We start from the raw sequence: 20,943 nt of genomic DNA, 5'->3' as shown, positions 1-20,943 counted from the left end.
GATTGTACATATGGATCAGGGGATTCCAAGGTGAGCCATAGGCAATCTCAGGATGACGGCGAGGAGACGAAAATGCTGTCCGAACATAAGCTTGCGGCTCAGGCCCCCTTCCCTGCTCCGGCCCCCCTCCCTGCTCCGGCATTGGGTGAGCCCTATTTGCTCACCCCCGGGCCGTTGACCACCTCCTATGCCGTCAAGCAAGCGATGCTGCGCGACTGGGGTTCATGGGACGGCGACTTCCGGGCGATGACATCAGAGATGCGTCAGCGGCTGCTCGCCATGCTCGGCGATACCAACAACGAATTCGACTGCGTACCGATGCAAGGCTCGGGCAGCTTCGCCGTCGAGGCGATGCTCGGCTCGTTCGTGCCGCGTGACGGCAAGGCGCTGGTGCTGGTCAATGGCGCCTACGGCCAGCGCATCGTCCAGACCCTCGGCTATCTCGGCCGCGACCACGTCGCCATCGACAAGGGCGACTACATGCCGCCGCGCGGTGATGAGGTGGCTGCAGCCCTCGACGCCGACCCTGCCATCACCCACGTCATCCTGGTCCACTGCGAGACCAGCTCCGGCATCCTCAACCCGGTCGCCGAGATCTCCGAAACCGTCTACGCCAAGGGCCGCAAGTTCCTGGTCGACTCGATGAGCGCCTTTGGTGCCATCCCGCTCGAAGTCGGCGACGTGCGCTACGAGGCCATGGTGTCTTCCGCCAACAAATGCATCGAGGGCGTACCCGGCTTCGGCTTCATCATCGCCCGCAAGAGTGAACTCGAAGCCGCAAAGGGCCGCAGCCACTCGCTCAGCCTCGACGTGCATGCCCAGTGGGCGCACATGAACAAGACCGGCCAGTGGCGCTACACTCCGCCGACGCATGTGGTTGCTGCCTTCCTCGAGGCGCTGCGCCAACACGAGGCCGAAGGCGGCGTCGCCGGCCGCGGCGCCCGCTACACCAGGAATCGCGACGTCATGGTGGCTGGCATGCGCGAGCTCGGCTTCGAGACGCTGCTCAAGGACCGCTGGCTCTCGCCGATCATCGTCACCTTCTTCTGCCCCGCCCATCCGGACTTTGCCTTCGACCGCTTCTACGAGCTGATGAAGGAAAAGGGCTTCATCATCTATCCGGGCAAGCTGACCGTGGTGGACAGCTTCCGCGTCGGCTGCATCGGGCGGATGGACGAGCATGTCATGCGCAAGGTCGTCGAGGCCGCCGGCCAGTCCCTGCGTCAGATGGGCGTCGACACCGCTGCTCCCCCCGCAGCCGCCATCGCCGAGCGCGCCAAGCTCGCCGCCTGACAACAAGAAGATCACAAAGGACCCCTCCCAATGAACAAGATGACCACGATCAACGTCAGCGCCAACGGCCGCACCTATGAGCGGCCGCGCGTGCCGGCGATTGCCATCTGCCTCGACGGCTGCGAGCCGGCCTATCTCGACGAAGCGATCAAGGCGGGCCTGATGCCGAACCTGGTGAAGATCCGCGCCAACGGCACCGAGCGTACCGCCCACAGCGTCATTCCGAGCTTCACCAACCCCAACAATCTGTCGATTGCGACCGGCCGACCGCCTGCAGTCCACGGCATCTGCGGCAACTATCTCTACGAGCGCGAGACCGGCAAGGAAGTGATGATGAACGACCCGCGCTTCCTGCGCGCGCCGACCGTCTTCCAGGCCTTCTACGATGCCGGCGCCCGCGTCGCCGTGGTCACCGCCAAGGACAAGCTGCGGGCGCTTCTCGGCAGCGGCCTGAAGTTCGACGACGGCCGCGCCATCTGCTTCTCGTCTGAGAAGTCCGATGTCTCGACAAAGGCCGAACACGGCATCGACAATGCGTCGGCCTGGCTCGGCAAGCCGGTGCCTGAGGTCTATTCGGCCGAACTGTCGGAGTTCGTCTTTGCCGCCGGCGTCAAGCTGCTGAAGGAATTCAAGCCTGACGTGATGTACCTGACAACGACCGACTATGTGCAGCACAAATATGCACCCGGCGTGCCACAGGCCAACGCCTTCTACGAGATGTTCGACAAGTATCTCGGCGAACTCGACGCGCTCGGTGCTGCCATCGTCATCACCGCCGATCACGGCATGAAGCCCAAGCACAAGGCCGACGGCACCCCTGACGTGGTCTATGTCCAGGACCTGCTCGACGAGTGGCTCGGCAAGGACGCAGCGCGCGTCATCCTGCCGATCACCGATCCTTATGTCGTCCATCACGGCGCGCTCGGCTCGTTTGCCACCGCCTACCTGCCCGAGGGTGCAGACCAGGCCGGCATCATGAAGCGCCTCGCCGCCATCGAGGGCATCGACGTCGTCATCGACAACGCCACGGCCTGCGAACGCTTCGAACTGCCCTCCGACCGCATCGGCGACATCGTTCTGGTGTCCACCGAAAACAAGACCATCGGCACCAGCGAACACCGCCACGACCTCGCAGCCCTCAACGAGCCGCTGCGATCGCATGGCGGCCTGACCGAGCAGGCAGTGCCGTTCATCGTCAACCGCAAGCTTGAGACGCTGCCCAACGAGCCGGTTCTGCGCAACTTCGATGCGTTCTATTATGCCGCGCTTGCCGCAGCACAGGCCTGAGGGAGGACCAACCATGGTCAAGGCTGAAACGACGTTCAAGGTGCGCCACGAGCCGATGCGCATCGCCGGACGCAAGGTCGATGCCGACGGCGTCGTCAACGTCCACTATCCCTACACCGATGCCGTCATCGGCACGGTACCCGCGGGCCGTGCCGAGCACGCCCGCCAGGCCTTCGAAATCGCGGCCAACTACAAGCCGAAGCTGACGCGCTACGAGCGTCAGCAGATCCTGTTCCGCACGGCCGAAGCGCTTGCCGCGCGCAAGGAAGAGATCTCCGACATCATCACGCTGGAGCTCGGCATCTCCAAGGCCGACTCCCTCTATGAGGTCGGCCGCGCCTATGACGTGTTCACGCTGTCGGCGCAGATGTGCATCCAGGATGACGGCCAGATCTTTTCCTGTGATCTGACGCCACATGGAAAAGCGCGGAAAATCTTCACCACCCGCGAGCCGCTGCGGGCGATCTCGGCGATCACCCCCTTCAACCACCCGCTCAACATGGTGGCACACAAGGTGGCACCGGCAATCGCCACCAACAACTGCGTCGTCGTCAAGCCGACGGAACTCACGCCGATGACGGCGCTGATCCTCGCCGACATCCTCTACGAGGCCGGCCTGCCGCCTGAGATGCTGTCTGTCGTGACCGGCATGCCCGCCGACATCGGCGCCGAGATGATCACCAATGACAACATTGAGCTGATCACCTTCACCGGCGGCGTGCCCGTCGGCAAGCTGATCTCCCGCACCGCCGGCTACAAGCGCCAGGTGCTGGAACTCGGCGGCAACGACCCGCTGATCATCCTCAACGACCTGTCGGACGACGATCTCGCCAAGGCGGCCGATCTCGCCGTGGCAGGTGCCACCAAGAACTCGGGCCAGCGCTGCACGGCGGTGAAGCGCATCCTGTGCCAGGAAAGCGTCGCCGACCGCTTCGTGCCGATGGTGCTCGAGCGGGCGAAGAAGATCAGGTTCGGCGATCCGATGGACCGCTCGACCGATCTCGGCACCGTGGTGCACGAGAAGGCCGCCGCACTCTTCGAAAGCCGGGTCTACATGGCCGCCGAACAGGGCGCTGAAGTGCTCTACGACCCCGGCCGCAAGGGCGCGCTGTTGCCGCCCATCGTCGTCGACCGCGTGCCGCACAGGTCGGAACTGGTCATGGAAGAGACCTTCGGGCCGATCATCCCGATCGTGCGCGCGCCCGACAATGACGACGCGTTGATCGCACTGTCCAACTCCACCGCCTTCGGCCTGTCGTCGGGTGTCTGCACCAACGACTTCCGCCGCATGCAGAAATACATCGCCGGCCTGCAGGTCGGCACGGTGAATATCTGGGAGGTCCCGGGATATCGCATCGAGATGTCGCCCTTTGGCGGGATCAAGGACTCGGGCAATGGCTACAAGGAAGGCGTCATCGAAGCGATGAAGAGCTTCACCAACGTCAAGACCTTCTCTTTGCCGTGGTAGCCTGAAATGCGGCCGCCGGTGCAGCCACCGGCGGCCGCATGCAAGGATGGATGTTCGCCGTTTTGCCGGTCTACGAAGGCCCGATCAGGTGCCCGGACTGATTGCCAGCCCCCGCCGCCGACATCTGTCGCGAACGCTGGCGCTGACGCAGCCTTCTTGCGGACTTGTCAGCGCCAACGAGCTTTGCCCTCTAGAGGCTTTGTCAACGCCGCCATCGCCAATCAGCACCTCACGGCTTTGACGCCATAAGGTGTACATTCTTGCCGCTACGCATCATAACGGCAACGTTGGTTGATGCTGGGTGCTGGCAGGAATGGTGGCGTTGTCGCCCGAACACTTCTCTGAAGGCGGCGCCGATGCGCGCATGGCGCAGGTCAGGCGCGTTCGCGCGCTGCGGCTGCTAGACGATGCCGGTGACCGGCGCCTTACACTGGTCGTTGCGCCGGCCGGTTTCGGCAAGTCCTCCCTGATGAACCAGCGCTACAAGGATCTACGCAAACAAGGCCATCAGGCGGCCTGGGCAGCGCTCGATGGCGACGATCGCGACGGCACCCATTTCCTGCTCGGACTGCTCGGTGTTCTTACTGCGGCCCACATTTTCCCAGCGGCTGCTCAGGATTATTCCAGCCTGTCGCAGCAGCATGTTCTGGGGGTCATCCTGACCCAGCTGCAACGACTGCGCCGTCCGCTCTACCTGTTCCTCGACGACTATCATTTCGCCCAGAGCGAGGAAAACGATGCGACGCTGGCGCGGCTGCTGTTTTCGCCACAGGCGCGAAACCTCAGACTGCTGATCATCTCGAGATCGGAGCCGAGACTGGCGATTTCGGCCATGCAGCTGAATGGTCAACTCACCTATCTGAAGGCCGCCGACCTGCGTTTCTCGGCCGGAGAGGCCCAAAACCTGCTGGCCATGGCCGGGGTCAAGCTCGACAAAGCGCAGGTCGAGGCACTGGTCCACAAGACAGAGGGCTGGGCCGTGGCACTGCAGCTGGCTCGCGTGCTTTTGCGCGACGGAGCCGTGACCGATAGCGACCTGCTGGAATTCAGCGGCACTCAGCTCGACATGGCGCGCTATCTGTCCGAACAGGTTTTTTCTTCGCTCTCGGTCGCCATGCAATCGGCGCTAGTCCGCGTCGCTGCCCTGCCCTATTTCAGTGCCGAGTTGGCGAGCGCAGTTGTCAGTCCATCGGCCGCCGCCGAACTGACCTCCGACATCGCCGTCGGCGGCCTGCCGATCGAGGCGTTGGACGATGGACACAAGCAGTTCAAGCTGCATCAGGTATTCCAGGAATACCTGATGCATGAAGCCCTCTTGCGTGGGCTCGATATCAACCAGATCAGGCGCACTGCCGCACACTGGTATGCGGCTCGCCGTGACTGGGCCAATGCCATTCGCCACGCCTTGCATGCCGAAGACTTCGGCCTTGCCGGGGAACTTTCCGAAAATGCCGGGGGGTGGCGGCAGGTCTATGCCGGCGCCCGCGGGTTGCTGCAGCAGTTTCACGCACTGGCAGCGGTGTTGCCGGAGCCGGAAGCCGCCAAGTTCCCACGCAGCTTTCTCGGGCTGGCCGTCGCGGCCGCCAAAGGCGGCAACCTGACGCTGGCAACTCATTATTTTGAGCTTGTCAGTCGGAAAATCGACCGCACCGACAATGTCCTTGTCAACGAAATTCGCCTGATCGGCGCACTCATGGCGCTGTACCGGGACGACCGCATCGAAGCCCTCGACCTGTCACTACTCGAGCGCGACCTGACGCTGCTCGAGCTGACGGAACCGGTACAGCGTGCGCTGACCTATAACCTGCTGTGCTTCCAATACCTGGAACGCAGCGAATTCGAGCGTGCCGAGCGCCACGGCAACCTGGCGATCCAGTCCTTTACCCAGGCGGGAGCGCATTTTGGAGCGATGCACCTCTACGCCCATGTGGGGCAGGCACAGTTCTTTCGCGGCGACATGGAAGGCGCGAGTGCGGCCTACGAGCGCCTGGCCAGCGACGCGCAAAACGCCATCGGCAAGGGTTGCGACCTCGACGCGATCGCCCAGGTCCTGCTGGCCGAGACCCTGTCGGAGCGTGGCCTGCATGATGGCGCCGAGCGCATCCTGGAATGGTCGTTGCCACATCTGGAAAAGAACGACTGCTGGTTCGACCTCCTGGCAGCAGCCTATCTGTCCCGCATTCGCGCACGGACGGTCCGCAACGATTTCGACGGCGTCGACGCCGTGCTGGAACAGGCAAGGCGCACCGCACAGCGCCGTGGTTTTCCTCGCCTGCAAAGGCTGGTCGCACGCGAGCAAATGCGTGCGATCATCCATTTCGGCGACATTCAGGGCGCCAAGCGTTTTGCCGACCGTTTCGATCTCAGCCCGGAATCGGCGTTCGACGTCGAGCGCAACCGGCTTTCATTCCGGCTGCGCGGCGAAGTGCCGGCAACGCTGTGGGTTCGCGTCTGGATACAGGAAGGACAGACAGAACGCGCGCTTGACATGCTGCAACGCCTGGAGGTGGCGCAGGAGCGTCCCTTCAGCGTGCCTCGAATGCTCCGGATGCGCCTGCTGGCGGTGCTGGCCGGCATGAAGGCCGGCAAGGCAGAGCGAGCAGCTTCGGTGCTTGACGAAATCCTGCTGACGCTGCCCAGCGCAACCTACCGCGCGGCCTTTTTCGAAGAGGGTCCCGAAATGCTCGCCTTGCTGCGGCGCCGCGCGCAGGAGGCCGGCCCTGACAGCCTGATCGCCCGGCGCGTCGGCCAGATATTTGCACCGGCAGATGCGTCCGCTCCCGGACAAGGCACATCCGAAACGGCGCCCGATTCCGCAAGCGCACCGCATACGCTGACCCAGCAAGAACTAAAGGTCGTATCATTGATATGCGGCGGCTTCTCCAACAAGGAGATAGCCCGGCACATGGACGTCAGCGAAAACACGGTGAAGTTTCACGTCCGAAATGTCTTCTCCAAGCTCAATGTCCATTCGCGCACCTCAGCCATTTCTGTCGCGCGCGAGCTAGGACTATTAGCCTAACCGTCATTTTGGGTGGGGCCTTTACCAGGCAGCCCACCCGATTGGTCGGGTAGGCAAGCTTCTTCCACGATGCAACCTTTCCGCATGGGCAGCAGATAGGCGCTGCAGTCATAAAGGTGCGGAATGGAGCAGCAAGTGCGAGCCGTCGATCCCGTGACCCAGGAGATCATCCAGGGCAAGCTACTGTCGATGGTCGACGAGATGGGCATCGTGATGGCGCGGACCAGCATGAGTCCCGTCATCTATGAGGTTCTAGACTTCGCCTGCGGCATCTGCACCCGCGACTGCGACCTGATTGCCCAGACCAACGGCATCACACTGTTCACGGGCACATTCGCCACCCAAGTCCGCAGCCTGGTCGAGAGGTTCGCCGACGACATGGCGCCGGGCGACGTCCTGGTCACAAACGATCCCTATGCCGGAGGCACACATTCCTGCGATCTGGCCATCATGCGCCCGATCTTTGCCGAAGGCCGCATCATCGCATTTGCCATCAATGTCGCTCACTGGCTGGACGTCGGCGGCGCGGTGCCCGGCAGCCTGCCTCCGGACGCCAGTTCGGTGTTCCAGGAAGGCCTTCGCCTGCCTTGCGTGCGTATTGCGCGCGACGACAAGCTGTTGCCCGACATGGTCCGCATCATCAGCGAGAATGTCCGTCTGCCGGAAGTCGCGCTGGGCGACCTCAATGCGCAGCTTGCCACGGTGCGCATCGCCGAGCGCCGCATCCTGGAGATGGTCGAGAAATACGGTGCGGCTACCGTTCAGGACGCATTTGATCACCTCCTCGACGTCAGCGAGCGGCGCAGCCAAGACGTCATTACGGCACTGCCGGATGGCACCTACGAGGCGACCGACATCATCGACGGCGATGGTATTTCCACCGATCCCATCGAGGTGAAGGTCGCCATCCGGATCGCGGGTGGCCGCATGGAAGTGGATTTCACCGGCTGCCCGCCTGCCGCGGCAGGGCCGATCAACTGCGCGCGCGGAGCGCTCAGTTCGGCCGTGAAGACCATCTTCAAGGCGCTGGTGGCACCGCAGGAGCCGTCCAACGAAGGATGGTTCCGGCCACTCTCGGTGATCGCTCCCGACGGAACGGTGTTCACGGCGCAGAAGCCCTCGCCGACAGGTTGGTACTACGAAGGCTCGGTCCATGCCTCCGAACTCGTGTGGAAGGCGCTCGCACCGCTGATGCCTGAACGTTTCTCGGCCGGCTCTTACTCCAGCCTCTGCGTCACCTACATCAATGGCCGGACCGCCGACGGCGAAGAATTCATCCACATCGAGCCACAGCATGGCGGTTGGGGCGGCGCGCCCGGTCGCGACGGCGCCAGCGCGGTCATCGCCCTGACCGACGGCGATACCTACAACTACTCGGTGGAGTTGATCGAAGCCAAGTTTCCGCTCCACGTCCGCCGCTATGCGCTCAATGTCGAAGGCGGGGCCGGCGCAGGTCAGTGGCGCGGTGGCTTCGGGGTCGTGCGTGAATACGAGATTCTGTCCGGAGAGGCCGATATCCACAGCGGCTTCGGCCGCTCGCGGACGCCGCCCTGGGGCATGGACGGCGGCGGTTCCGGCAGTCTCAACCGGCTCGATGTCGTCGACCAGGAGACAGCGAACACCGTCACCTATGGCCGCCTGTCCCACCGCCGCGTCGTCAAGGGCGACCTGTTGCGCATCGCTACCGGCGGTGGCGGCGGCTGGGGCGATCCAGCCATGAGAAGCAGGGACGCGATCGCCGAGGACATCCGCTCGGGCTACATCAGCGCAGAGCGAGCGGCATCGGAATACAATCACCGGGGCACGGCGACGAAATGATCAGACTTGCAACCGATGTCGGCGGCACCTTCACCGATCTCGTCGGATATGACGAGAAGACGGGCAAGGTCTTCACCTCAAAGAGCCTGACCACTCCGCAGGACCAGTCGATCGGCGTGCTCGACGTGATCGACCGCGCAGAGAGTGCCAGCGGCCTGGACACAGACAAGGTCCGGTTCTTCGCCCATGGCGGAACGACGGTGATCAACGCGATCACCGAACGCAAGGGCGTCAGGACCGCCCTCGTCACCACAGCCGGGTTCCGCGACGTGCTCGAGATCGGCCGAGGCAACCGCCCGGACCTCTACAATCTGCAGTTCCACAGCCCCGAACCGTTCATCCCCAGGAAGCTGCGGACCGAGGTCCGCGAACGGGTTGGCGCGGACGGACGGGTCATCGAACCGCTCAATGAAGACGACGTGCGCGAGGCTGCGCGCCTGTTCCTTGAAGAGGGAGTTGAGGCCGTAGCGGTCATCTTCCTGCACAGCTACGCCCATCCGGATCATGAGAAGCGCTGCGCCGAGCTGTTGCGCGACCTGCTGCCTGATGTCACCGTCTGCGCCAGCTACGAGATCTCGCGGCAATGGCGCGAGTATGAGCGCACCAACACGGTTGCCCTCAACGCTTATGTGCAGCCGATCATCCAGCGCTACTTCGCCAACCTCGAAAAGGCGCTTGCCGCCAAGGGCGTGTATTCGGCCTATTATGCCATGCTGTCGAATGGCGGGGTCGCAACGTTCTCGCAAGCCGTCGCCAGTCCGCTGACCCTCGTCGAATCAGGTCCTTCGGGCGGCGCGGCCGGCGCAGCAAGGATTGGTGCGATCCTCGGCGAAAGGGATGTGCTTTATCTCGACGTTGGCGGCACCACGGCAAAATGCACGCTCATCCGTGACGGCAAGCCCAATCTCGATGCTGAATACAAGCTCGAATGGGCCCGTACCTTCCCCGGCTACCCGGTCCAGGTGCCGGTGGTCGACATCGTCGAGATAGGCTCGGGCGGAGGCTCGATCGCCTGGATCGACGCTGCCGGCGGCCTGCGGGTTGGCCCGAAAAGTGCCGGCTCCGCGCCCGGACCTGCCTGCTACGGACTAGGCGGAACCGAGCCGACTGTCACTGATGCCAAGGTGGCCATCGGGCTGCTCGACCCTGCCGCATTCGCCGAAGGCGCCATGACCCTCGACGTCGAACTCGCACAGCAGGCAATCGCCGGGCTGGCCGGACCGCTCGGCCTGTCGGTGGACGACGTCGCCCAGGCCATCATCGACGTTGCCGAGTCCAACATGATCAATGCGCTGAAGCTGGTTACCGTCCAGCGCGGTCACGACCCACGCGATCTTGCTCTGGTCGTCAGCGGCGGCGCCGGGCCGATGTTGGGCGCTCGCCTTGGTCGCGAACTCAACGCCAAGTCGATCATCATACCACCGCATTCGGGCATCTTCTCGGCCTGGGGCATGCTGGCCGCGCATCCACGCGCCGACATTCGCAAGACGTGGTTTTCGCCGCTCGTCGCCTCGTCGCTCGGCGAACTGGCCAAGCTCTTCACCGACATGGAAGGCGAGGCGCTTTCCTATTTCGACCGCGACAACACGGACGGCGTCACCTTCAGCTACACGGTCGAAATGCGCTATCACGGACAGGAGCACAGCGTATCGACCCGGTTCACACCGTCGATGCAACTGGTCGATTTCGCCGAGGCTTTCCACAGTGCTCACGAGACCGCCTATTCGTTCCGCCTGCCCGATGCACGCATCGAGGTGACGAACCTGCATCTTCAGGCCGAGATCGCCGGCAACGTCATCGACTGCCCGCCGATCGACAATGACGGCCGCACTGTCGCCAAGGCACGAAAGGGCGAACGCAAAGTCTATTTCGGCAACGATGGCGGCTGGAAATCATGCGCTGTCTATGATCGTAACGGCCTGCCCTGCGGTGAGCGTCTGAGTGGCCCGCTGCTTGTCGAGGAGCCCACCACGACAACGCTCGTGCATGCAGGGCAAGTCCTGGAGGTCACCGACCGGGGCATCATGGTAATCACCGAAGAGGTCCGCTAGTCCATGGCCATCTCGATTGGAATTGACGACGTAACCAGGACCTTTGGCACGGTCAAAGCCCTGGAGCGCGTGGGTCTCAAGATCGAGGCCGGCGAATTCTTCACATTGCTCGGCTCGTCGGGTTCGGGAAAAAGCACGCTGCTTAAACTGATCGGGGGGTTTGATCGCCCCACCACCGGCCGTGTCCTGTTTGATGGGCAGGACGTTACCGACCTGCCGGCCAACCGCCGCCCGTCAAATACCGTCTTCCAAGACCTCGCTTTGTTTCCCCACATGACCGTGGGCGACAACGTCGCCTACGGGCTGAAGGTGAAGGGTGTGGCTGCCGCTGAACGCAAGAAACGCGTGGACGGCACGCTTGCCCTGGTCGATCTGGCAGGATTTGCCGAACGCAACGTCAACCTGCTCTCTGGCGGGCAACGGCAGCGGGTCGCTCTGGCACGCGCGCTCGTCATGGAGCCGGGCATCCTGCTTCTCGACGAGCCCTTGACCGGACTCGACGAAAGACTGCGCCAGCAGATGCGCGACGAATTCGGCAGGCTGCACAAGCGGACCGGTTCGACCTTCGTGCTGGTCACCCACAATCAGGACGAAGCGCTGAGCCTCAGCGACCGTATGGCCATCATGCATAAGGGCAGGCTCGAGCAGGTCGGACGGCCGGCCGACTTCTTTGCCGCTCCCGCCAATGATTTCGTCGCACGCTTCGTCGGCATGGAACGCGTCCTCAAGCCTGAAAGGCTCGAACGCAGCGGCGGCGACACAGTCGCTGTCATAGCCGGTGAGCGACTGGTTCTGCCAGGCGCTCGCGACGTCGGGGAAATGGGACTCCTGGCGGTTCGTCCCGACCGCATTTCGCTCGCGAACGTGCATGCAGCGCCCGGAAGCTCACTTGCAGCGACCGTGGCCGGACGCCAGTTCCGCGGCCGGTTCTTCGACTTCTATCTTGAGCTCGGCGATGGCCAGAAGCTCGACGCCGAAATCCCGGTCGAGTTCGCCGACGCCTGGCCCGAACCGGGCAATCCGGTGCGGCTCGAATTCGCCGGAGGTGCCTTGGTGCCCGTGCCCGCATCCTGAACTGCGGCGAACCGTGACACCTGATCATCCTGAGAAGATCTTCATAAAAAGAAGGGGTAACGCGATGACAAACAGCATGAATTCCTTGAACGGCGCGATGGCGAGCAACATCAGCCGACGTCAATTGCTCAAGACGCTCGGGGCGGGAGGTGCGGCATTGGCGGCCGGATCCATGTTTCAGCCGATGTCGGCACTGGCCGCGGGCGATCTGGCATTCTGGGCGACCGGCACGCTTGATGTCGGCGACGCCTGGTCGCGGGCAGCTGACGATGCGGGCCTGAACGTTGCCTTCACAGACAATGGCAACGACCCCGGCCCTGCCGTCGCGCGACTTGTCGCCGGCAACGCAAACGACCTCTTCGATATGGGTGGCCTGCAGGGCGGCGCCGAGAAGGAACTCGCTGTCCAGGGCGCAATCGTTCCCTGGGACCTGTCGAAGATCCCCAACTACGAAAGCGTCTGGCAGTGGGCAAAAGACATCCCCTACCTGCACCATGACGGAAAGCAGTACGGCCTGCCTGCCGTCATCAACGCCGACTCGATCATCTATCGCCCCGACAAGCTGGGTAAGGTCGACAGCTACGGCGTCATCTTCGATCCGAAGCTGAAGGGCCAAGTGGCAATGGAAGACGCCTGGATCAACAGCGCCGTCTTTGCAGCCATGTACCTGAAAGAGACGGAAAACCAGAAGATCGGCAATCCGGGCAACCTGACCGCGGACGAGCTTGGCCTGGTGATGGAGTTCCTCATCAAGCACAAGAAGGATGGCCAGTTCCGCACCTTCTGGAGCGGCTGGGAGCAAGGTGTGCAGCTTGTCGGCGATGGCGAGGTGCTGGCCATGACCGGGTGGGAGCCCATCGTCTACGAAGGTCGCAAGCGCGGTCTGCAGGTCGAGTACGCCGCACCCGTCGAAGGCTACGAAGGCTGGGGCAACAACCTCGTTCTGCTGAAAGGCGCGGTCGACCGCGGCCTTGGCGACGACGCCCACAAGCTCGCCAATTGGCTGCTCGACGGCTTCTATGGCTGCACGCTTGGCGAACAGCGCGGCTACGTCGTGCCGAGCGATCGCAATGTTGCCTACGCCGAGGCAAATGCGAGCCAGTTCGACCCGTCAAAGGTCAAGGCACTGGCCGAGCACGTCAAAGCTAAGTTTAGCGGCAAGGTAGCCTGGCAGAACACGCGCCCGGACAATTTCCAGCTCTACGAAGAATGGTGGCAGAAGCTGCGTAACGCCTGATTGCGACCAACAGCGGCGGGAGCGGTTCGCGCTCCCCCGCCTTTTTCTGGAAACCAGATGAAATCGCCCGGCCTTCTACTTGCACTCCCCACCGCACTCATCGTGCTGCTGCTGGGCTTCGTGCCTCTGATCGTCATCCTCGTCTGGAGTTTCTGGACCTGGGATCCCGCGACCTACTGGATCAGGCCGGAGTTCAGTCTGGCCGGCTATGCAGCGATCCTCGAGGCCGGGCGCTGGAGCGTCATCTTGGGATCGCTGGGTAAGGCGTTCCTGACCGCCGCGATATGCGTCGTCATCGGCTATCCCGCCGCGATGGCAGTGCATTTTCTGGCAAGCAGGCGGACTGCGCTGCTGCTGATGGCGCTGTTCACCATTCCGTTCTTCACCTCATACATGATCCGCGCCTTTTCCTGGCGGCTCGTGCTCGGCCGCAACGGCCTTATCAATGGCTGGCTGATGGATCTCGGGATCGTCGACCAGCCGCTGGACTGGCTGCTGTTCTCCAATTTTGCCGTCAATGTCGGCCTCGTCGCCTCATATCTGCCCTTCGTCATCTTTCCGCTGATCCTGTCGATGCAACGCGTCGAGCCATCGCTGCTCGCCGCCAGCCAGGATCTCGGCGCCGGCTTCTGGCGGACCTTCCGCTCCGTCCTGCTGCCACTGACCCAAGCCGGCATATTTGCCGGGTTCCTCTTCGTCTTCGTCATGGCGGCGGGCTCGGCCACAGAAGTGCAGATGCTCGGCGGTGCGGCCGCATCGATGATCTCGGTGATGATCAACGACGTCATGCGGGTTGTGAACTTCCCGCTGGCCTTCGCAATCTCGACCCTGGTGCTGATCATCCTGTTCGGACTGATTTTCATCGGCAACCGACTGTTCAAGCTGACCAGCCTGTTCGAGGGATTCACATGGTAGCCGGTTTCGAAAGCCGCCCGCTTAAGGCCGCCATCTGGCTGATGACTGCCATAGGGCTGGCGATCATCTATCTGCCGCCGCTCTACCTGGTGGCGGTGTCGTTCAATCCGGCGCTGCAGCCCGCTCTGCCGCCGCTGTCCGACATCAGCCTGACCTGGTATTTCGCGCTCGCCAAGGAACGCACCCTGATCAGCGCATTGCAGGAATCCCTTCTGGTCGCGACCATCACCGCGCTGGTGGCAACCGGTCTCGCGCTGTTGTCGGCTCTGGCCTATATGGATCTCGGCAAATGGCGCTCGCGCTGGTTCATGTTCGTGCTGTTGCCGATGTTCGTTCCAGGGATCATCCAGGGCCTGTCGCTTTCGGTGATCTTCGGGCGCATCGGACTGAAGCCGTTCTGGGGCACGGTGGCTGCGAGCCATCTGTTATGGGCGCTGCCATTCGCCTTCACCGTCATCCTCACCAGCATGGCAGCCGTGAGGCGTTCTTACCTGCTTGCCGCGTCCGATCTCGGCGCTTCCTGGTGGCGGCAGCTGGTCGACGTGACATTGCCACTGATCAAGCCAGGCCTGGTGGCTGCCTTCATCTTCTCGTTCCTGCTGTCGCTGAACGAATTCGGCCGGGCCTTCTATCTGGTCGGACGGCAGAACACGCTGCCATTGGCGATGTTCGGCAAGATGAACTCAGGCGCCTCGCCGACGATCTATGCCCTGTCGGGCTCGATCTTCCTGGCTTCGATATTGGCGGTGTCGTTCGTGCTGCTGGCAGCGCAAGCCAAGGATCGCAAACTGCGGTAGAGCACGGTCGGCCCGCCGCTTTGCGGAGACTGGCTGTGTTGATGAACCGATCGATGCCGCCAGCCGACCCGCACTGCCGGCTACAGGTGCAAGGTGCAGGAACTCGGCGGTAACTACCACCGATCAGCCTCAACGAACTGTCCGATGTCGATGTCGCCAAGGCGGCCGATTCGGCTGTCGCCGGCGCGACCAAGAACTCGGGCGACGAGCCGATCGCTGCACCACCTTCGGCCTCTGCTCAGGCGTCTGCACCAACGATTTCCGCCGCATGCAGAAATACATCGCCGGCCTGCAGGTTGGCACGGTGAATATCTGGGAAGTCTCGGGATATCGCATCGAGATGTCACCATTTGGCGGGATCAAGGACTCGGGCAACGGCTACAAGGAAGGCGTCATCGAAGCGATGAAAAGCTTCACCAACGTCAAGACCTTCTCTTTGCCCTGGGTCTGAGCCTTGTCTTGAGCCGGCAAATCAGATGAGTGTCGATGAGGGAGCCTGGTGCTCCCTCATGCGCTTGGAGGGGAAATGCTGTTGCCTAACGCCGGCTCGTACTCGACCGGGACACTACCCTTGCCTGCGACCTTCCTGAAAGCCTGAACGCATGTCCGGCTTTGCCCTTACCATCGTGCTGGTGGCAGCCTTGCTGCATGCGAGCTGGAACGCCGTCGTCAAGGCCGCAACCGACCGTGCCGTCGTCCTGGCAGCAGTGTCCGCCACCCATGCCACGCTCGGGCTCGTGTTGGCGTTCTTCGCCACGCCACCGTCGCAAGCGAGCTGGATCTACATCTTCCTGTCGACGGTCATCCACTACGGCTACTACGTCTTCCTGTTCCAGTCGTACCGGCTGGGTGATCTCAGCCAGGTCTATCCCATCGCCCGCGGACTGGCCCCGGCGCTTGTCGCTTTCGGTGCCTATGTGATGATCGGCGAGACTCTGCCGCCCTTAGGCTGGGTCGGGCTTGGCGCGATTACCTTCGGCATTGCCTTCCTCGCCTTCCAGCGCGGCGCAGCCCATGCCGATCCGCGCGCCGTCGGTGCAGCCACCATCAACGGCGTGCTGATCGCCTCCTATTCGGTCATCGACGGCATCGGCGTGCGCCTGTCCGACAGCCCGTTCGGCTATATGGGCTGGCTGTTCCTGCTCGAGTTCCCGGTAACATTGTTCGTGCTGTTCCGCCGGCGCGGGGCGACACGCACGATCGACCGCAAGACCGTCACACTCGGCCTCGTCGGCGGCCTGGGCGCCGTCTCCGCCTACGGCCTCGTCATCTACGCCAAGACGATCGCGCCCCTGGGCGCGGTCTCGGCCGTGCGTGAATCGAGCGTCATCATCGCAGCCCTCATCGGCCTGTTCATATTCGGCGAGCGACCGTGGCAGGCCCGCATCTTTTCAGCCGTCATCGTTGCCGGCGGGGTGATCGCACTCGCCTTCTCAGGCTGACAGGCCGGCAAGCTTTTGCGTTTCGGTGCAAAAACCAACGCCCGTGCACAAGCATGCGGCAGCCATGTCACATGCCTGTAGCAACCCTGTGCATCACATAAGCTCAGCCTACCAGATCATAAAAAGAATAGATTTTACTTATTGACCGCCCGTTCCCACTATCGACCATGGACGAGGCGCAAACGGGCACAGCCAAAACGCGGCCCGACAAAACCTCTCCCAATCAGAACGTGCCTAAGCGATTCAAATGGGAGCCACTTCAATGAACCAGAAGAAAACCTGCGCGCTTGCCGCCTTTGCGACGATGCTGATGTCATCGGCGGCCTGGGCGGAGACGGAGCTCACAGTCTACACGGCCATCGAGGCCGAAGACCTCAAGCGTTATGCCGAGACGTTCAACCAGGACCATCCCGACATCAAGCTGAACTTCATCCGCGACTCCACCGGCGTCATCACCGCCAAGCTGCTCGCTGAGAAGGACAATCCGCAGGCCGACGTGGTCTGGGGCCTCGCCGCCACCTCGCTTCTGGTTCTCAAGTCCGAGGGCATGCTGGAAGCCTACGCGCCCAAGGGAGCCGACCAGCTGAAGCCCAATTTCGTCGACAGCGACAATCCGCCGAGCTGGGTCGGCATGGACGCCTGGGCAGCCTCGATCTGCTTCAACACCATCGAAGGCCAGAAGCTTGGCCTGACCGCGCCGAAGAGCTGGAAGGACCTCACCAAGCCTGAATACAAAGGCCACGTGGTGATGCCAAACCCGGCGTCATCAGGCACCGGCTACCTCGACGTATCGAGCTGGCTGCAGCTGTTCGGCGACAAGGACGGCTGGACCTATATGGACGGCCTGCACCAGAACGTTGCCGCCTACACGCATTCGGGCTCCAAGCCGTGCAAGATGGCAGCCGCAGGCGAGACGGTAATCGGCATCTCCTTCGAGTTCCGCGCCGCCAAGTCGAAGGCAGAGGGTGCGCCCATCGATATCATCATCCCCGAAGAAGGCATCGGCTGGGACATGGAAGCGTCGGCAATCGTGGCCGGCACGTCCAAGGAAGAGGCTGCCAAGACCTTGCTCGACTGGTCGGTCTCGAAGAAGGCAAACGAGATGTACAATGTCGGCTATGCGGTCGTCGCCATGCCCGGCGTCGCCAAGCCGGTTGAGCACCTGCCGGCCGACATCGAGGCCAGGATGATCAAGAACGACTTCGAGTGGGCGGCCAACAACCGCAACGCCATCCTCGAGGAATGGACCAAGCGCTACGACTCGAAGTCCGAGCCGAAGAGCTGACCTCCATCAGCCACCCTCGACAAGCGGGCGTCGCCTCGGGCTGCGCCCGCCCCTTGCCCCCATGCCGGATGGTTACGATGAGACACGAAACCCTCGCCGGGCAGCCGCGAATTCCGACTGAAGTGAGCGCCATGACCGCCGCCAGCCCGAACGTGAAGCCTGCCTATCTCAGAATCGCAAACGTCTGGAAAGCCTTCGGCGAATTCCATGCGCTGAAGGACATATCGCTCGACATCAGCGAGGGAGAGTTCGTCTGCTTCCTCGGCCCGTCGGGTTGCGGCAAGACCACGCTTTTGCGTGCCATCGCCGGCCTCGACCTGCAGACCCGCGGCTCGATCCAACAGGGCGGGCGCGACGTCTCGACCCTGCCGCCGTCGCAGCGCGATTACGGCATCGTCTTCCAGTCCTACGCGCTGTTCCCCAACCTGACGATCGCCAAGAATATCGCCTTCGGCCTCGAAAACACCAAGCGCCCGCGTGCCGAGATCGAGGCTCGCGTCACCGAGTTGCTCAAGCTTGTCGGCCTGCCCGACCAGGGCAACAAGTACCCGGCCCAGCTTTCCGGCGGCCAGCAGCAGCGCATCGCACTTGCCCGGGCGATTGCCATTTCACCTGGCCTGCTGCTGCTCGACGAGCCGCTGTCGGCACTCGACGCCAAGGTGCGCACCCATCTGCGCCATGAGATCAAGGAATTGCAGCGCAAGCTCGGCGTCACCACCATCATGGTCACCCATGACCAGGAGGAGGCGCTGTCGATGGCCGACCGCATCGTGGTGATGAACCACGGCGTCATCGAACAGATCGGCACGCCGACCGAGATTTACCGCCACCCGGCGACTCTCTTCGTCGCCGACTTCATCGGCGAGGCCAACAAGTTCGCGGCCAGGGCGTCGAACAACGCCGTCGGCATCGGCGCGGCGAGCTTCAGCTGCGCTGCCCATGATTTCGACGACGGTACGCCGGTCATCGCCGCGATCCGGCCGGAAGACATCATCCCCCACGCCAGCGGCTCTCTCGCCAACGGTGCGACCGCCAACGCCATCGACGTCACCATCAGCGAGATGGAATTCCTGGGGTCGTTCTGGCGCACCCGGCTGCACGGCCACGCGCTCGGCAACGAAACGTTGATTGCAGATTTCTCGATCAATGCCGCGCGCCGCCTGTCGCTGGTGCAAGGCGTGGCGCTGACGGTCGAACTGCCGGCCGAACGGCTGCTGATCTACCCCAGGGGTGCCTGACATGGCGATGGCTCTCGACTCTGCCCTTCCCGTCGGCCGCAGCCTCCGCCTCAGGCTCGACCGCGACGAGTTGATCAAGCGCGGCCTGATGGTCGTGATCGCGCTTTATCTGGTGGTGGGGCTGGCAGCCCCCCTGGCGATCATGCTGTCCAAATCGTTCTCGACCTACAGCTTCAACCTCGCCAATTTCGAGTTCCAGGTCAGCGACAAGGACGGCAACTGGGGCCAACCTGTCACCGCGGCAGCGCTGAACGAGAAACTCGATGCGGTACCGCCGGCCAAGCTCGCCACCAACTCCGACGGGCGGCTGCAGGCGACGAGCTTCTTCCCCGACTTCAGCTTCCGCAGCCCGGTGAAGTACAAGATTCGTGGCACGACTTCTGACGCAACCTATCTCGTCGGCCTCAAGCCGCAGACCGGAACGGAATGGCAGGAACTCACCTCCAACGACTTCCGCCGCGTGATGCTCAGGCCGTCACGGGCGCTCGGACTTGAGAACTACGCCGCCTACTTCTCGACGCCGACGCTGTTCCGCTCGATCGAGAACTCGGTGTTCATCGCACTCGTCAGCACCATCATCACCGTCGGGCTAGCCTTCGGTTTCGCTTATGCGCTGAACCGCAGCTGCATGCGCTTCAAGGGTGTTTTCAAGCTTGTTGCCATGGTGCCGATCCTGGTGCCGTCGCTGCTTCCCGGCATTGCCCTGATCTACCTGTTCGGCAACCAGGGCATGCTCAAGGATCTGCTGATGGGGGCCTCGATCTACGGCCCGCTCGGCATCGTCGTCGGCTCGATCTTCTTCGCCTTCCCGCATGCGATGATCATCATCTCGACGGCGCTGGCGATCTCCGACCAGCGCCACTACGAAGCGGCCGCCTCGCTGCGCGCCAGTCGTTGGCGCACCTTCTGGACGGTGACCATTCCCGGCGCCCGCTACGGCCTGATCTCGGCAGCCTTCGTCGTCTTCACCCTTGTCATCACCGATTTCGGCCTGCCCAAGGTCATTGGCGGTCAGTACAATGTGCTTGCCGTCGACATCTACAAGCAGGTCATCGGCCAGCAAAACTTCGAGATGGGCGCGGTCGTCTCGGTCATCCTGCTCGTCCCTGCCATCGCCGCCTTTATCGTCGACCGCATGGTGACCAAGAAGCAGGTGGCGCTGCTGTCAGCGCGCTCGGTGCCCTACCAGCCCAAGCCGAACCGCGGCTTCGACACGCTTTGCCTCGCCTGGTGTTCGCTGATCGCCGTCTTCATCCTCGGCATCATGGCGACCAGCCAGTTCGCGGCACTGGTCAAGCTCTGGCCCTACGACCTCAGCCTCGGTCTCAAGCATTTCGCCTTCGACCGCATGGATGGCGGCGGCTGGGGTTCGTACTACAACTCGATCCGGCTGGCGGCGCTGACGGCGGTCATCGGAACGGTCATCATCTTCGTCGGCGCCTATATGGTCGAGAAGACCGACGGCTTCCGCGCCGGCCGCACGGCGTTCCAGTTCCTCGCCATGCTGCCGATGGCGGTGCCGGGCATGGTGCTCGGCCTCGCCTACATCTTCTTCTTCAACGATCCGGCCAACCCGCTGCATGCCATCTACGGCACCATGACCATTCTGGTGGTCTGTACAATCACCCACTTCTACACGGTGGGACACCTTACCGCGCTGACCGCGCTCAAGCAGATCGACCAGGAGTTCGAGCCGGTGGCGGCTTCGCTCAAGCAGCCCTTCTACAAGCTGTTTGCGCGCGTCACCGTGCCTGTCTGCCTGCCGGCCATCCTCGACATCTCGATCTACATATTCGTCAACGCCATGACGACCGTGTCGGCGGTGGTGTTCCTCTATTCCAAGGACACGACACTGGCTTCGGTGGCGGTGCTCAACATGGACGACGCCGGCGACGTGGCACCGGCGGCCGCGATGGCGATGATGATCTTCTACACCAATGCCGCCGCACGCCTGATCCACCTGTTCCTGTCGCGGGTTCTGATCAAGCGGACGCAGGCGTGGCGGATGCGCTGAGC

Annotated in this window: 14 protein-coding genes and 1 pseudogene; all 15 read left to right on the top strand. The window is 63.0% G+C overall.

Annotated features, from left to right (window positions below):
- Positions 1-72: 72 nt before the first annotated feature.
- The 15 genes and pseudogenes from HNQ95_RS19195 (at position 73) to HNQ95_RS19125 (ending at position 20,941) form a co-directional block, all read left to right on the top strand.
- Positions 73-1,293: a 2-aminoethylphosphonate--pyruvate transaminase gene (locus HNQ95_RS19195; RefSeq protein WP_067968033.1), complete on the top strand. Its 1,221-nt coding sequence runs from the start codon at positions 73-75 to the stop codon at positions 1,291-1,293.
- A 30-nt stretch (positions 1,294-1,323) separates the two neighbouring features.
- Complete coding sequence (phnA, locus tag HNQ95_RS19190; RefSeq protein ID WP_182575076.1) at positions 1,324-2,580, top strand: phosphonoacetate hydrolase; 1,257 nt, start codon at positions 1,324-1,326, stop codon at positions 2,578-2,580.
- A gap of 13 nt (positions 2,581-2,593) precedes the next feature.
- Positions 2,594-4,048, top strand: a complete 1,455-nt coding sequence (phnY, locus tag HNQ95_RS19185; protein ID WP_182575077.1) for a phosphonoacetaldehyde dehydrogenase — start codon at positions 2,594-2,596, stop codon at positions 4,046-4,048.
- 322 nt (positions 4,049-4,370) lie between these two features.
- Entirely contained in the window at positions 4,371-7,070 is a 2,700-nt protein-coding gene (locus HNQ95_RS19180) for a LuxR C-terminal-related transcriptional regulator (protein WP_182575078.1), read from the top strand.
- Positions 7,071-7,193: 123 nt separating this feature from the next.
- Positions 7,194-8,888 (top strand): hydantoinase B/oxoprolinase family protein, encoded by a 1,695-nt coding sequence (locus HNQ95_RS19175; protein WP_182575079.1) that lies wholly within the window; start codon positions 7,194-7,196, stop codon positions 8,886-8,888.
- The gene (locus tag HNQ95_RS19170; RefSeq protein WP_182575080.1) at positions 8,885-10,939 is read left to right on the top strand and encodes a hydantoinase/oxoprolinase family protein; all 2,055 of its coding nucleotides are present in this window, start codon (positions 8,885-8,887) and stop codon (positions 10,937-10,939) included. Before HNQ95_RS19175 ends, HNQ95_RS19170 begins: the two co-directional genes overlap by 4 nt.
- Positions 10,940-10,942: 3 nt before the next feature.
- Positions 10,943-12,013 carry an ABC transporter ATP-binding protein gene (locus HNQ95_RS19165; protein WP_067968013.1) on the top strand — a complete coding sequence of 357 codons (1,071 nt, stop codon included), beginning with the start codon at positions 10,943-10,945 and terminating at the stop codon, positions 12,011-12,013.
- A 76-nt stretch (positions 12,014-12,089) separates the two neighbouring features.
- Positions 12,090-13,250, top strand: coding sequence for an ABC transporter substrate-binding protein (locus tag HNQ95_RS19160; protein WP_246340893.1), 1,161 nt, complete (start codon positions 12,090-12,092; stop codon positions 13,248-13,250).
- A gap of 57 nt (positions 13,251-13,307) precedes the next feature.
- Complete coding sequence (locus HNQ95_RS19155; protein ID WP_182575082.1) at positions 13,308-14,165, top strand: ABC transporter permease; 858 nt, start codon at positions 13,308-13,310, stop codon at positions 14,163-14,165.
- Positions 14,159-14,962 (top strand): ABC transporter permease, encoded by an 804-nt coding sequence (locus HNQ95_RS19150; RefSeq protein WP_067968004.1) that lies wholly within the window; start codon positions 14,159-14,161, stop codon positions 14,960-14,962. The genes HNQ95_RS19155 and HNQ95_RS19150 overlap by 7 nt, the downstream gene beginning before the upstream one ends.
- Positions 14,963-15,182: 220 nt before the next feature.
- A pseudogene (locus HNQ95_RS19145) lies at positions 15,183-15,413 on the top strand (aldehyde dehydrogenase family protein); the annotation flags it as partial.
- A gap of 151 nt (positions 15,414-15,564) precedes the next feature.
- The gene (locus tag HNQ95_RS19140; protein WP_182575083.1) at positions 15,565-16,404 is read left to right on the top strand and encodes an EamA family transporter; all 840 of its coding nucleotides are present in this window, start codon (positions 15,565-15,567) and stop codon (positions 16,402-16,404) included.
- A gap of 262 nt (positions 16,405-16,666) precedes the next feature.
- Positions 16,667-17,689 (top strand): putative 2-aminoethylphosphonate ABC transporter substrate-binding protein, encoded by a 1,023-nt coding sequence (locus tag HNQ95_RS19135; protein WP_182575084.1) that lies wholly within the window; start codon positions 16,667-16,669, stop codon positions 17,687-17,689.
- Positions 17,690-17,766: 77 nt separating this feature from the next.
- Complete coding sequence (locus tag HNQ95_RS19130) at positions 17,767-18,927, top strand: putative 2-aminoethylphosphonate ABC transporter ATP-binding protein (protein ID WP_182575085.1); 1,161 nt, start codon at positions 17,767-17,769, stop codon at positions 18,925-18,927.
- 1 nt (position 18,928) lies between these two features.
- The gene (locus HNQ95_RS19125) at positions 18,929-20,941 is read left to right on the top strand and encodes a putative 2-aminoethylphosphonate ABC transporter permease subunit (RefSeq protein ID WP_067967991.1); all 2,013 of its coding nucleotides are present in this window, start codon (positions 18,929-18,931) and stop codon (positions 20,939-20,941) included.
- Positions 20,942-20,943: the final 2 nt, after the last annotated feature.

It is taken from the genome of Aminobacter ciceronei (genome assembly GCF_014138625.1).
GTDB classification, from domain to species: Bacteria; Pseudomonadota; Alphaproteobacteria; order Rhizobiales; family Rhizobiaceae; genus Aminobacter; species Aminobacter ciceronei.
The sequence above is the reverse complement of the archived record's forward strand: the minus strand, read 5'-3'. Positions and strand labels throughout refer to the sequence as shown.

Excerpts from the sequence above, each read along its gene's own strand:
- HNQ95_RS19195 (WP_067968033.1), top strand. The coding sequence starts at position 73 with ATGCTGTCCGAACATAAGCTTGCGGCTCAGGCCCCCTTCCCTGCTCCG.
- phnA (WP_182575076.1), top strand. The coding sequence starts at position 1,324 with ATGAACAAGATGACCACGATCAACGTCAGCGCCAACGGCCGCACCTAT.
- phnY (WP_182575077.1), top strand. The coding sequence starts at position 2,594 with ATGGTCAAGGCTGAAACGACGTTCAAGGTGCGCCACGAGCCGATGCGC.
- HNQ95_RS19175 (WP_182575079.1), top strand. The coding sequence starts at position 7,194 with ATGGAGCAGCAAGTGCGAGCCGTCGATCCCGTGACCCAGGAGATCATC.
- HNQ95_RS19170 (WP_182575080.1), top strand. The coding sequence starts at position 8,885 with ATGATCAGACTTGCAACCGATGTCGGCGGCACCTTCACCGATCTCGTC.
- HNQ95_RS19165 (WP_067968013.1), top strand. The coding sequence starts at position 10,943 with ATGGCCATCTCGATTGGAATTGACGACGTAACCAGGACCTTTGGCACG.
- HNQ95_RS19160 (WP_246340893.1), top strand. The coding sequence starts at position 12,090 with ATGAATTCCTTGAACGGCGCGATGGCGAGCAACATCAGCCGACGTCAA.
- HNQ95_RS19155 (WP_182575082.1), top strand. The coding sequence starts at position 13,308 with ATGAAATCGCCCGGCCTTCTACTTGCACTCCCCACCGCACTCATCGTG.
- HNQ95_RS19150 (WP_067968004.1), top strand. The coding sequence starts at position 14,159 with ATGGTAGCCGGTTTCGAAAGCCGCCCGCTTAAGGCCGCCATCTGGCTG.
- HNQ95_RS19140 (WP_182575083.1), top strand. The coding sequence starts at position 15,565 with ATGTCCGGCTTTGCCCTTACCATCGTGCTGGTGGCAGCCTTGCTGCAT.
- HNQ95_RS19135 (WP_182575084.1), top strand. The coding sequence starts at position 16,667 with ATGAACCAGAAGAAAACCTGCGCGCTTGCCGCCTTTGCGACGATGCTG.
- HNQ95_RS19130 (WP_182575085.1), top strand. The coding sequence starts at position 17,767 with ATGAGACACGAAACCCTCGCCGGGCAGCCGCGAATTCCGACTGAAGTG.
- HNQ95_RS19125 (WP_067967991.1), top strand. The coding sequence starts at position 18,929 with ATGGCGATGGCTCTCGACTCTGCCCTTCCCGTCGGCCGCAGCCTCCGC.